10 protein-coding genes are annotated in these 12026 nt (G+C 56.2%); 2 read left to right on the top strand and 8 right to left on the bottom strand.

The genetic code is table 11. The features are described 5' to 3' along the window. The first annotated feature begins 52 nt into the window (after positions 1-52). Positions 53-910: an ion channel gene (locus QM579_RS08635; RefSeq protein WP_414998759.1), complete on the top strand. Its 858-nt coding sequence runs from the start codon at positions 53-55 to the stop codon at positions 908-910. A gap of 194 nt (positions 911-1104) precedes the next feature. Here the strand turns inward: QM579_RS08635 and QM579_RS08630 are convergent, their stop codons facing one another. The 6 genes from QM579_RS08630 to QM579_RS08605 form a co-directional block, all read right to left on the bottom strand. After that, positions 1105-2322 (bottom strand): ABC transporter permease, encoded by a 1218-nt coding sequence (locus QM579_RS08630; protein ID WP_414998783.1) that lies wholly within the window; start codon positions 2320-2322, stop codon positions 1105-1107. Beyond that, positions 2322-3449, bottom strand: a complete 1128-nt coding sequence (locus QM579_RS08625; protein ID WP_414998758.1) for an ABC transporter permease — start codon at positions 3447-3449, stop codon at positions 2322-2324. Before QM579_RS08625 ends, QM579_RS08630 begins: the two co-directional genes overlap by 1 nt. Positions 3450-3510: 61 nt before the next feature. Further along, positions 3511-5301: an ATP-binding cassette domain-containing protein gene (locus QM579_RS08620; protein ID WP_414998757.1), complete on the bottom strand. Its 1791-nt coding sequence runs from the start codon at positions 5299-5301 to the stop codon at positions 3511-3513. Next, positions 5298-6296, bottom strand: a complete 999-nt coding sequence (gene hlyD, locus QM579_RS08615; RefSeq protein WP_414998756.1) for a secretion protein HlyD — start codon at positions 6294-6296, stop codon at positions 5298-5300. Before hlyD ends, QM579_RS08620 begins: the two co-directional genes overlap by 4 nt. Before the next feature lie 483 nt (positions 6297-6779). Then, a complete protein-coding gene (locus QM579_RS08610) occupies positions 6780-8237 on the bottom strand; it encodes a catalase (protein ID WP_414998755.1) in 1458 nt (485 codons plus the stop codon). Between the two features lie 159 nt (positions 8238-8396). Beyond that, on the bottom strand, positions 8397-9164 hold the full coding sequence (locus QM579_RS08605; protein ID WP_414998754.1) for an SPOR domain-containing protein: 768 nt from the start codon (positions 9162-9164) through the stop codon (positions 8397-8399). Between the two features lie 182 nt (positions 9165-9346). On the opposite strand from QM579_RS08605, the gene QM579_RS08600 reads away from it, so the two are divergent. Continuing rightward, complete coding sequence (locus QM579_RS08600; RefSeq protein WP_414998753.1) at positions 9347-10330, top strand: peptidoglycan glycosyltransferase; 984 nt, start codon at positions 9347-9349, stop codon at positions 10328-10330. Between the two features lie 447 nt (positions 10331-10777). Here QM579_RS08600 and hypB read toward each other — a convergent pair whose 3' ends face one another. Continuing rightward, the gene (hypB, locus tag QM579_RS08595) at positions 10778-11446 is read right to left on the bottom strand and encodes a hydrogenase nickel incorporation protein HypB (protein ID WP_414998752.1); all 669 of its coding nucleotides are present in this window, start codon (positions 11444-11446) and stop codon (positions 10778-10780) included. A gap of 194 nt (positions 11447-11640) precedes the next feature. Continuing rightward, the gene (locus QM579_RS08590; RefSeq protein ID WP_246387973.1) at positions 11641-11985 is read right to left on the bottom strand and encodes a hydrogenase maturation nickel metallochaperone HypA; all 345 of its coding nucleotides are present in this window, start codon (positions 11983-11985) and stop codon (positions 11641-11643) included. Between the last annotated feature and the right edge of the window lie 41 nt (positions 11986-12026).

The following is a 12026-nucleotide window of genomic DNA, read 5'->3' as shown; positions in this document are numbered from 1 at the left end:
CCCTTGCCCGACGATAACAATATTTGTAATATCGCCTCCCAGTGAGGGTACCATGCTGCAAAAACTGAATTCTTATCGCGCAAAGCTCTATGTTTACCGGTTTGAGCTGCTGATGGCTTCCCTACTTTGCGTTTTTATTTTCAACATTTTTTTCCCCGACAATATATACGGCGGCATGGCCCAGTCCATCTACCTGCCGTTTCAGTTGCTGGCCGGGCTGGTGCTCTTTGAATTCAAAAAGCGCGTCATCTGGCTTATTGTGCTTTTTGGCGTATTGCTGATGATCTGTCGATCACTGAACCTCTTTTTTGCCAGCAGCCTGCTGGCGGAAGTGCTGCTGCTCTACATCTGTTTTTTTGGCAGCGTGACTCTTGAGGTTTTTCGACAGATAGCCCATGCCCATATGGTCACCACCCGCATAGTTTACGCGGCTGTGTGCGGCCTCATGCTCATCGCCTACTGCGGTTTTTATCTTTTTTTGGCCATCGAATTTGCCACCCCCGGCTCGTTCAATGGGCTGGGCGAAGGCGAAAATGCCATCAACAATCTTTTTTATTTCAGCTACATCACCATTTTGACCATAGGCTACGGCGACATCACGCCCAATACCTGGATCGCTAAAAACGCGGTCGTGCTGGTGGGCTTTATTGCCTACGTGTATTCCATTGTGGTCATAGCCACCATTGTGGGCAGAGTGCAGCGCGTGCCGCACCCCGCCCCAACCGGGCAAAACAGCGGCATACCCAAGGCAGCATCCTCTGCTTCTCATGCAGCGGCAGCCACGCAGGACACACAGACGGCTGTTCAGGGCAATGCCCAGGCCGCAACACATACGGCAGATCAGGCGTCCCACGACTCTGTGCAGCAACATGCTGCCCAAGGCTCTGGTTCCGACCACAGCCAATCCTGACAATACGTTGCTCAAAGTTGGCCTTACCGGGCCGCATAAAGCTATAAAACGTCGGCTGGTCTGCAAACCGGCCGACGTTTACATATTTTGCTTCCAACTCTGGCGTACCGTCATTCTGCTTACACGGCGGATAACAAGGGACAAAGACGGGCTGTACCTGCACCTCCCGGCGGGCGGCTGCCGCCTGAAATTGCCTATGCCTTACGCCGGAACATCCACACCGCCACGCCCACAGTCACAATGCTGATGCAGGTTATCTTGCCCAGACTCACCGCTGCGGCGGCCACTGTGATGTCCTTGAGAAAAACCCCTTGCGTGATGGCCGTAAAATGCCGCAGGGGATTCAGTTGACTGGCATGCTGCAAAAACAGCGGCATGTTCATAACGGGCGTCACTGAGCCCGAAATAAGTATACAGGGCACCCCCACCGTAAACGCGCCCAGAAACGCCTGCTGCTGCGTGGCTGACAGTGAAGACACCATAAGTCCCACCCCGCCTGCAGCCGCCGCAAATACCAGCATGGCCAGATAGAGCAGCACCACTGATCCGGTGAAGGGCACGCCGAAACCAAACACTGAAATAAGCAAGAATATGGTGCCGTGCACCATGCCAATAAGACAGCCGGGAACCAGCTTGGCCAAAGCAATCTCGGTAGGGATGGCGGGCGAAACCAGCAATTGGTCAAAAGTGCCCACTTCACGTTCACGCGCTACGGAAAGCCCCGTGACCACCAGCCCCAGCATGAAGCTCAGCATGCCGATCAGGTTGGGCAGAAAAAACCACTGAAATTCCAGGTTGGGGTTAAACCAGCAGCGCATGCGAATATCCAGCCGGGGAACTTCGGCAGCATCGCTTTGCATGGCCTGACCACGCGGCGTGGCTGCTGCTACCTGGGCTACCATGCGCTCAAGATAATAGGCTGCAATCTGCGCAGCATTGGAGCGCCTTCCGTCCAGAATAACCTGCGCCTGCGCCGGTTCGCCCTTATCAATACGGCGCGAAAATTCCTCATCAAAAACCAGAACAAAAAGCGCTTTTTGCTGATCTATGGCAGGGCGTATCTGTCCTTCGCCCTGTAAATGCCCCACGCCGCGAAAGGTGGGCGATCCTTCAATAGCATGCACGATGTCGCGGCTCCAGCGCCCGCTGTCGTAATTGAGTACAGCCACGTCCACATTGCGCACTTCCATAGTGGCTGCCCAGCCGAAGATCACGATCTGCATGAGGGGCGGCACAATAATAAGCATGCGCGAAACGCGATTGCACAGCAACACCAGCAGTTCCTTGCGCACAATGACGGCCATACGCCGTACGTTCAGGCGTGGAAAAAACTCGCCAAGACGGGCAGCCACTCGCGTCCAAAACCCCTTGGCCGCAGTGGAAGCAGACGATGCAACGCCGCGCCCCGCCATCACACATCCAGCCTTTTGACGAGATTTTTATAAACCAGCCCCAGCAAGACGGTAGCCAGCAGCCCCATAAAAGCCAGACTGGGGCCGAAAATCTCCCACACATCGCCTGTCAGAAAAATGGTGCGCAGACAGGTATTGAAGTAACTGACGGGCAACAGACGGGTAAGAGCCTGCAAAACGGGAGGCATACTGTTGATGTCAAAAACAAAGCCAGACAACAGCAGCGCTGGCAGAAACCCGGAAAACAGGCCCGCCTCGGCGGCCACAAGCTGCCCGCGCAAAGTTACGGAAATAAGCAACCCCTGCCCAAGTGCGCTGAGCATGAAGATTGAAGAGAGCAACAACAGCACCCACCAGGAACCGCGAAAGGGCACCCCAAAAAGCAGCACCGCCGCCCCAGCGCACAAGGTCATGCTGAACATGCCCATACAGAAATAGGGTATGAGCTTGCCCAGCAACAACTGCATGCGGCTGACAGGCGTTGCAAACATAGCCTCCATCGTGCCGCGTTCCCACTCGCGGGCGAAAACCAGAGAAGTCAGCAACGTGCCGATAAGCGTCATGATAACCGTAATGGCCCCTGGCACCAGAAATTGCACGCTTTTGGCTGCCGGGTTGTACCAGAAGCGGGTTTGCAGGTTAATGGGCTGCTGCGCCGCCACGCCACCGGGCAAGGACGTAGTCTGCCATCGGGTCACAAGGCCCTGGCTGTAGCTCTGGATATATTGGGCCGTATTGGGTTCAGATCCGTCCACCAGAACCTGCAGTTCCCCCACCCCGCCGCGCTCCAGCGCTGCGTCGAAATCCTGCCTGAACACCAGAATTCCCTGCACACCCGAATCGCGCATAAGCCGGGCGGCCTCGTCCATACTGCCGACGCTCTGCGTTGAAAACCAGGGGGAGTGCGCAAAGTTGGCCGCAAGGTCCAAAGAATGCCTGCCGCCACTTTCATTGAGCACAGCAAGGCGCAGCACGCCCGCATCCAGCGTGATGCCGAATCCGAAAAGCAGCAGAAAGATCAACGGCAAAACACCCGCCACCAGATAGGAGGACGGGTCGCGCACAATCTGCTGAAATTCCTTTCGGACAAGGGCAAACAGCTGCTGGAGCCAGAGGTTTTGCTTCATACATCTTCACAAAAAGCAGACGCGCCGTGCTGACGCGCGTTGTGGTCCGTATACGCACGCGCTACTGGGGATGCTGCCTGTCGTAATCTTCAATACTGGCAATAAAGGCTTCCTCAAGCGTGGGATCTTCCACAGTCTTGCAGGAAGCCTTGAGTTCGTCAGGCGTGCCCATACGGATCATAGCCCCACGGTAAATAAGAGCAATACGGTCGCAGTATTCGGCTTCTTCCATAAAATGCGTGGTGACCAGAACAGCGGCCCCGGCAGTGGTCATTGCCGAAATATGCTTCCAGAAATCGCGGCGGGTACGGGCATCAACGCCGGAAGTGGGTTCGTCCAAAAAAAGGACGGGCGGCTCGTGCAGGGTGGCGCACAGCAGGGCCAGGCGCTGCTTCTGTCCCAGTGGCAGATCAGCGGTACGGCTGCGCAAAAAATTCTGCAAATTCAGGGCGTCAGCCAGCACAGGCAGCAAGGCATCGCGGCGCTTGCGGCTCAGCCCGTAAAGTTCCGCAAATATTTTTATGTTTTCCAGCACCGGAATATCCGGGTACAGAGAAAATTTTTGTGCCATATAGCCCAAATGGGCGCGGGCCTCGCTGCCCGCCGTGAGCAGGTCCATGCCATCAACAGCGCATTGGCCGGAAGTAGGACGCGAAAGGCCGCAGAGCATGCGGAACGTGGTGGATTTGCCTGCTCCGTTGGGCCCAAGAAGACCGAAAATTTCTCCGGGGCGAACATCAAAAGTGATGTCGCGGGCGGCGGTAAAGTCGCCAAAAGTTTTGGTGAGGCCCTTGGCCTCAATGCTCGGCTGGGGCGGAACATTTGAATCAGGCCCCCCTGTTAGCTGGCCTGCCCCATCGCCCACATGCAGTTTTCCGTAGGGTGAAGGATTTTGATCAATGCCGCCCACAGCGCTCATATAGGCATCTTCCAGCCGCGGGGGCACGGCCTCGCCGCCCTTTTCAAGAACCTCGCGCCGCAGTTCCGGGGAGGCGCTTTCAGCCAATACCAAGCGAATGCGGCTGCCTTGCACAAGTGCATCCTCAATACCGGGGCGCATGCTCCAGGCGGCCAGTTCCCGCCTGTGGGCTCCGGCAGGCGTTTTAAGCAAAAAAACCCGCCCTTGCGCCCGTTTGGTGAAATCCTCCGGGGCTCCGGCGTAGAGCACGCTACCCTCATCCAGCACAATAACCTGTGTGCAGCGCTCGGCCTCATCCAGATAGGCTGTGGCCCAAATGACAGTCATGCCATCACGGCTGAGATCCTGCACCATACGCCACAACTCACGGCGCGATTGCGGGTCAACCCCCACCCCCGGCTCGTCCAGAAGCAGCAGGCGTGGCGAGCCCAAAAGAGCGCAGGCAATACCGAGTTTTTGCTTCATGCCGCCGGAAAGACGCCCGGCCAGCCTGCCAGTAAACGGCGCAAGAGAGGTAAACTGCAACAGGCGGTCAAACATGTTCTGGCGTGCCTGCCCTTCCAGACCACGCAGGCTGGCGTGCAACAGCAGGTTGCCCATTACGCTGATGTCTTCATACAGGCCAAAGCGCTGCGGCATGTAGCCTATGCTGTTGGCGCTCTCGCTCACAAGTTTTTGTGGCGGCCTGCCAAAAACCATTGCCTCGCCGTGCGTTGGAAGCATCAACCCAGCCAGAATGCGCATAAGGGTAGTTTTGCCCGCTGCATCCGGCCCCACAAGGCCAGTTATACATCCCGCGGGCACCATTGCGGAAATGCTGTTCAAAGCAGTCACGGCATGACTTCCCTTGCCGAAAACCATGCCCAGATCGCGCAATTGTACGGCTGGCTTCCCCTCAACACCCGAGGTTTGAGCCGTCACCGACGCGCTCATGGCCGGGCTGCCTCTTCAACAATGATGGTGACGGGCATGCCCTGACGCATGAGATTTTCCGGGTCCTCGGCCTGCACGCGCAGCCGATAGACCAGTGCAGTGCGTACCTCACGGGTTTCCACAGTCTTGGGCGTGAACTCCGCCGTGGGTGAAATGAAACCCACCTTGCCGGGAAAACTTTTGCCAGGAGCCGCATCCACCAGCACGCGCACCGCCATACCCGGCTTGATGCGCCCGAGATCAGGTTCATCAACATAGGCCCGCAGCCAGACCGGATCTGTGAGCGTGAGCGTATAGACAGTCTGCCCTGTCTGCACGATGGCTCCGGCCTCGCGGGCGCGGGTAAGAACAACGCCCTTTTGCGGGGCCGTCAGTACACTGTCCTGTAACTGAATTTCTGCCCGGTTCAGAGCGGCTTCGGCAGCAGCTACGGCAGCGCGCTGGGCCAATACATCCTCTTCTCTGTAGCCGGAAAGCAGCATATCCAGCTGATCTTGGGCGGAGCGGAGTCTGGCCGCAGTTTCACGGGACTGCGCGCGGGCATTATCCAGCTCTTTCTGGGAAATGGCGTTGGATGTGCGCATGGCCGTAACACGGTGCAGATTGATGGCGGCGTTTTCAGACAAAGCCGTTGCGGCGCTTACCGCCGCCTTGGCCTGAGCGATTTCTTCGACGCGGTAGCCGCGCTCAAGCCGCGCCAGAGAGGCCTTTTCTCCCTCAAGGCGGGCAGCGGCCTCATCCCGTTGCTGGGTCAACAGGTCGGCGTCCAGCTGCGCCAGCGCCTGCCCTTCGGTCACACTGTCGCCCTCGTCCACAAGAACAGCGTTTATGCGCCCTGCCACGCGAAAAGCCAGATCAACCTGGCGGATGTCCACATTACCATAGAGCGTGAGGCTTCCAGTATGCCTGTTGTCCAGCCAGCGCCATAAAAAAAAGGCCGTCAGCACTATAACTGCCACGGCAGCTATGCCCACAACCTTGCGAGAAATATGCATGGGCCCTCCGATCCCCTGGGACGTTCAGTATTCGTCTTCCGGTGGTTGGCGGACAGCCCTTGGGCTTTAAATTTCACTGCCCTGCCCGCCGTGTCACATACAGCCACCACATGGAATGTGCGGCAGCAGGTGCAAAACATACTCAGTGCCGCGAGCCTTGTCCACAACAGCTGCTTTGTGAAGGCACTAACAGTAATGCAAATATGGCAGGTTGGGATCAACCAGCAGATCTTGCGAGTGAGCGCCATTTACCATTGGCAATTTTTCACGCTGTCTACCTCGCCTTGCCTTCGTCCCATTTGTTTTGCTGTTGTCCGGCAACTCCAGCATTGTCAGTTTGCCGGAAATGAACAGCCTAATGAAACATTACGCCAGCCCATAACGTGCCCGCCCCGGCTTTTGCAAACCGGGGCGGGATATTTGATGACAGTTTGTACTGCCGCGGGGCTAGCAGGGGCTAACCAACAACACTGAAGCTGTGCTCTATATTTCTGAAGGGTCTATGCCGCAGGCGCGGGCCACGCCCGCCCCGTAAGCCGGATCAGCCTTGGCGCAGTTGCGGATGTGGCGCAGCTTTATGGTCTTGGGCGCATCGCCCAACTGACGAGCGGTATTGCCAAACAGGGCTTCTTGCTGCTCGGGTGCCATGAGGCGGAACAGCTTGCCGGGCTGTTCGTAGTAGTCAGCGTCGTCGCAAGGATAAGACCAGTGATCAGCGTCGCCGTTGATCTTCAACGGCGGCTCGGCAGCGTCGGGCTGTTCCTGCCACGCGCCGTAGCTGTTGGGTTCATAGTTGGTATAGCCGCCATAATTGCCGTCTACACGCATCTGGCCGTCACGGTGATAGCTGTGGAAGGGGCAACGAGCCTTGTTGACCGGAATAAGATGATGGTTCACGCCCAGGCGGTAGCGCTGGGCATCGCCATAGGAAAACAGACGTCCCTGAAGCATTTTGTCCGGCGAAAATCCGATGCCGGGCACAATGTTGGCAGGATTGAAAGCAGCCTGCTCCACTTCGGCAAAGTAGTTTTCAGGATTGCGGTTCAGTTCCAGCACGCCCACTTCATGCATGGGCACGTCTTTGTGGTACCAGACCTTGCTGAGGTCAAAAGGATGGTAGGGAAGTTTTTCAGCATCAAGCTCGGGCATAACCTGTACAAAAAGAGTCCACCGGGGAAAATCGCCTTTTTCAATATGCTCGAACAGGTCACGCTGATGGCTGTCGCGGTCGCGCCCGATCAGTTCCTGGGCTTCGGCGTCGGTGAGATTTTTGATGCCTTGCTGGGTCTTGAAATGGAACTTGACCCAGTAGCGCTCATTTTTGGCATTGATAAAACTGAAGGTATGGCTGCCAAAACCGTGCATGTGCCTGTAGGAGGCGGGAATGCCCCGGTCACTCATGACAATGGTGACCTGATGCAGCGCTTCGGGAAGCAGAGACCAGAAATCCCAGTTGTCATGAGCGCTGTGCATGTTGGTGTGCGGGTTGCGCTTCACCACATGGTTGAGGTCGGGAAATTTGAGGGGGTCACGCAGGAAAAAGACGGGGGTGTTGTTGCCGACAAGGTCAAAGTTGCCTTCATCAGTATAAAACTTCATGGCAAAGCCGCGGATGTCGCGCTCGGCGTCAGCAGCGCCACGCTCGCCAGCCACAGTGGAAAATCTGATGAATAAATCGGTTTTTTTACCTACCTGAGAAAACATCGAGGCCTTGGTAAAACGCGTGATGTCGTGTGTGACTGTAAAGGTTCCGTACGCGCCAGAACCCTTGGCGTGCATGCGCCTTTCAGGAATAAGTTCCCTGTCGAAATGGGCCAGTTTTTCGAGAAACCACACATCCTGCAAAAGCATGGGACCACGCGGCCCGGCAGTGAGCACTCTGTTGTTGTCAGCCACCGGCGCACCGGCATTGTTAGTGAGCTTGCTTTGATCGTTCGGCATTGTGTCTCTCCTTGGTTTGCCTGTGGGGGTGCCAAGGGGCAGCTACTGCCTGCCCTCCCTCAGACTATGTCATGAATGGGACGAGTTTGTAAACAGTAATAATTACTATTTTCAAATAAGCTGAACATCTCTCCGAACCCTCTGAACATCATCACCAATTTATTGTTTCACTGGAGTTTTGCTGCGTAAAATGGGCTTGCCCAGATTCAAACTCTCGCAGGCGTGCACCACTTCCGCAGCCCTGGCCTCATTGCCCCTCAAAAGAACCAGGATCACCAGCAGCTTGCCCGACCGCTGCAGGCGAGTTCTCAGGCCGCGCCCTTCAAGGCGCTGGCGTAAGCCGTCAACACTCTCTTCATCCTTGAAGGCTCCGACCTGAAAAACGTAGTCAAACATATTTCCCACTGGTTGCAGGCTGTTCAGCACAACAGGGTGGTTTTCCTGAGTGGTTGGCGCCGCCTGCCCGGCAGGCGTTGCGGAAGCATTTACAGGCGTGCCGCCCTGCTGACGTTGTGCACCGGGCGCAGGCTGACCCGCCGGAGCCTTTGCACCGGGCTGGGCAGATGCTTGCGCGCCCCCCGCAGCGGGTGCAAGGGATTGCGGGCCGTCAGTCATTCCTGGCGGCAAAGTTTCACCACGCAACAACCGGGCAAACCGCAACTCTTCAGGTGCAAGAATGCGCTGTTTGGGCGCAGTTTCATCTACTGGCTCAACAATGACGCCCTTGCCCTGAGCGTCCCCCACAACAACTGATTGCGCAGCGTGAGAACGCCAGTATGCCCTGCCGCTCATGACGCCGCCCACATAGGCAAGCGCTATGGCCGCCACAACCAGAAAACTGGCCGCCAGCAATGAGGTGGGCCGCAGGCACAGGCGTTTTGGTGAATCTTCCTGGCTTGACGGCGAATTATGCAAAGCTGGAGGCATATCTTTTCCCTTAATCCTGATAAATGATATATATACTTCTATTGGAGTTCAAACATGCTTAACATAGCAGGCACAGCTTCAAGCGTAAAGTACGGCAACAAAGCCCTGCCCGGCTGACTTGCGGGCACGCCCCGCGCTCTGGTATAGGTCTTGTGTCTTACAAAGACTTCGGGAGTTTGCTCATGATCATCAATAATAGTTCGCGGCGTGGCCTGCCTTTGGTCCTCGCCGGCTTCATATTCCTTTTGTGGAGCACAGCCAGCATGGCCGCAGCTCCGCAAAACCTGTCCATTGCCAACAACACGGGTGAAGATCTGCTCAATATTCATCTGCAGCGGGGCAAGGTTACGCAGTTCATGCGTCTTGATATGCCGCCCGGCGGCAGCGAAGAAATTGAAAACCCCGGCGGCACGGTTGAGTTGCGGCTGGACACAGGACTGGCCCTGTGGACCTTCAGCCGCATTCCCCTGGCACAGGCTGCAAGCCTGGCTTTTGGCCCGCAGCCCGACACACTGACCCTTGTTACGGGCAAGGGAGACAGCCGCCAGTTCAGCGCCCGCATGCGCAGCCTTTTGCCGGATGAAAACAGTGGGCCTGTCTGCGCTCTGGACCAGTTTCGCCCCGGCATGTACATGAAGGATGTTTGCGCCCTGCTGGATCAAAGCCCGCCCCACGATGACAATGACGCCGTACTTACCAGCCTTGGTTTTGCAGGCATGGTCTGGGCAGCCCGGCTGTTGCCGGGTCAGTCGGAAAACAGCAAGTCCGGCATATTCCGGTCGGCTGGCCCTGACCGCCTTGAGCATATGGAACTGCGCCGCAAGCTGGACGCCGCCACGCTGAACAAACTGCTGACAACCCTGTACGCCCAGGGCTATGCCCCCTGGCAGGCCGAGCTGCCCGGTTTGGATATGAATTTTGTTGAAATGCCCAAGAGCGACAGCGGCAGACACAAAGAAATATTACAGCAGGTGCTGGACTATTTTATGTCTTCCGGCCAGGGCGAAGCCACGGTAATGCTGGCCCCAGCGGCTATGCTGCCCAAACTGGCCGATGCCGACAAGCCGCAAAGCGACGTTCAGCTGTTTACACTGACCCTGCGCCACAGTTCAAAAAATCTGGTGGTGGATGTAGCCGCCTATCAGGCCAGCGAAGGCGGTCGCTAGACAGGGGTTAACAGGAGCCGCTCTATTGCCGCTACGTTGAACTTCACCCTTTATTTCAGCCGAGTGCCACGGAGCACACGTTCTGCACAAAGGGCTCGTTCTCGCAGCAATTGTAGTCTGCTCAGGAACAATCTGCTTCAGAGCAGTTTACGAATGAAACGAGCCAACTGTTCTGCAAGGATCTGTACGCAAATCCTTGCCCTGAAATAGTCGCAGGCGAATTTTGCTCGTCTGCGACTATTTCAAGTGCAACAATGTTCTGACCAAAAAATATTCTGATCGCCCTGTAGCAGTGGGGCATTGGCCAAGCTACACCATATCTGGGTAGTTGCGGCAACGAGAAGTTTTCCACAAAAAATCCCGGCATGGACGAGTCCATACCGGGATTTTTTATAAATAAATTCAGCTAGCAGCGCTGTTCTGCCATTGAACAACGCCCAAACTGCTCTAGACGGGACGCCCTTCTTTTTTGGCCGCCCGCTTGTCGCGCAACCAAGTGTACCACTCTTCCAGCCCCTGGCCCTGACGGCAGGAAACTTCAAAAATATCAAGATCCTTGTTCAGCTTGGTGGCAAAGTTGCGTGCGCGCTGCATGTCAAAATCCACATAGGGCAGCAGGTCCACCTTGTTGAGCACAAGGGCGCGCGCCAGATTGAAAAGCAGAGGATATTTTTCAGGCTTGTCGTCGCCTTCAGCCACGCTCAGCAAGGCAACCTTGGCGTCTTCACCACAGTCGAACTCCACAGGGCATACGAGATTACCCACATTCTCAATAAAAAGAATATCAACGCCTGTGAGGTCAAGGCTGTCCAGCGCGGTCAGGATCATATTGCTGTCGAGGTGGCAGCCGCCATCGGTGTTGATCTGCACAGCCTGAGCGCCAGTGGCAGCCACACGGCGGGCGTCGTTATCTGTTTGCAGATCGCCTTCAACCACGGCCATGCGAAACTCTCCCGCCAGATCGGTCAGCGTGCGTTCGAGCAATGTTGTCTTGCCCGCACCGGGCGAACTGATGAGATTCAGTGTCAGAATCCCATTATCAGACAAACGCTTGCGCACATGGGCCGCCATTTTTTCGTTGGCTTCCAGTACATTGCGAACCACGGGAATTTGCATGCCGGTCTCCTTGCAGACTCCTGGCGGAGTCCTGTCTGAAGTAGTGGGCTGATGTGGGGACAATATCGACAAAAAAACGTCCGACAGCAAAGCCGCACCTGCCATCGGAATACAATGCCGTAGTACGGCTGCTTTTTATTGGGGACAACTCACTGCTCAAGCCGCCGGATGATATAAACAGAGGTTAGCCGAAACTAGCTGGCCTCAAGGCGGTTCAAATACAGTTCACGCCCCTGTTTTACCACATGCCCGAATTGCTCGCCGCAACCGGGGCAGGGCTGTATAAGAGCGTCCTGCCCTTCGCCGCCAAAATCAGCGCCGCAGAACGGGCAGTGCAACTGCAAAGGCAACTCTTCCAGTTCAAGGCGCGCACCCTCGTGAGGTGTGCCCTGAATCATCGTTTCAAAGCAGAACTGAAGAGACTCGGGCACAATTCCGGCAAGAGCGCCATACTTGACGTTTACAACCTCAAGACGCGTGCAACCCTGACGGGAGATTTCCTCTTCCGACATCTTCAGCAAACTTTGTGCAATGGACATTTCATGCATGAAACTATACTAACGCAAACCCCCGGCAACGT

The sequence above is a fragment of the Desulfovibrio sp. genome (assembly GCF_047607245.1).
Taxonomy (GTDB): domain Bacteria; phylum Desulfobacterota; class Desulfovibrionia; order Desulfovibrionales; family Desulfovibrionaceae; genus Desulfovibrio.
This window is presented reverse-complemented; position numbering and strand designations above follow the sequence as displayed.

What these genes read in the sequence shown, in the direction of transcription:
- QM579_RS08605 (WP_414998754.1), bottom strand. Translation starts at nt 9,164, where the DNA reads ATGCCTCCAGCTTTGCATAATTCGCCGTCAAGCCAGGAAGATTCACCA.
- hypB (WP_414998752.1), bottom strand. Translation starts at nt 11,446, where the DNA reads ATGCAAATTCCCGTGGTTCGCAATGTACTGGAAGCCAACGAAAAAATG.
- QM579_RS08635 (WP_414998759.1), top strand. Translation starts at nt 53, where the DNA reads ATGCTGCAAAAACTGAATTCTTATCGCGCAAAGCTCTATGTTTACCGG.
- QM579_RS08610 (WP_414998755.1), bottom strand. Translation starts at nt 8,237, where the DNA reads ATGCCGAACGATCAAAGCAAGCTCACTAACAATGCCGGTGCGCCGGTG.
- QM579_RS08630 (WP_414998783.1), bottom strand. Translation starts at nt 2,322, where the DNA reads ATGGCGGGGCGCGGCGTTGCATCGTCTGCTTCCACTGCGGCCAAGGGG.
- QM579_RS08590 (WP_246387973.1), bottom strand. Translation starts at nt 11,985, where the DNA reads ATGTCCATTGCACAAAGTTTGCTGAAGATGTCGGAAGAGGAAATCTCC.
- QM579_RS08620 (WP_414998757.1), bottom strand. Translation starts at nt 5,301, where the DNA reads ATGAGCGCGTCGGTGACGGCTCAAACCTCGGGTGTTGAGGGGAAGCCA.
- QM579_RS08625 (WP_414998758.1), bottom strand. Translation starts at nt 3,449, where the DNA reads ATGAAGCAAAACCTCTGGCTCCAGCAGCTGTTTGCCCTTGTCCGAAAG.
- QM579_RS08600 (WP_414998753.1), top strand. Translation starts at nt 9,347, where the DNA reads ATGATCATCAATAATAGTTCGCGGCGTGGCCTGCCTTTGGTCCTCGCC.
- hlyD (WP_414998756.1), bottom strand. Translation starts at nt 6,296, where the DNA reads ATGCATATTTCTCGCAAGGTTGTGGGCATAGCTGCCGTGGCAGTTATA.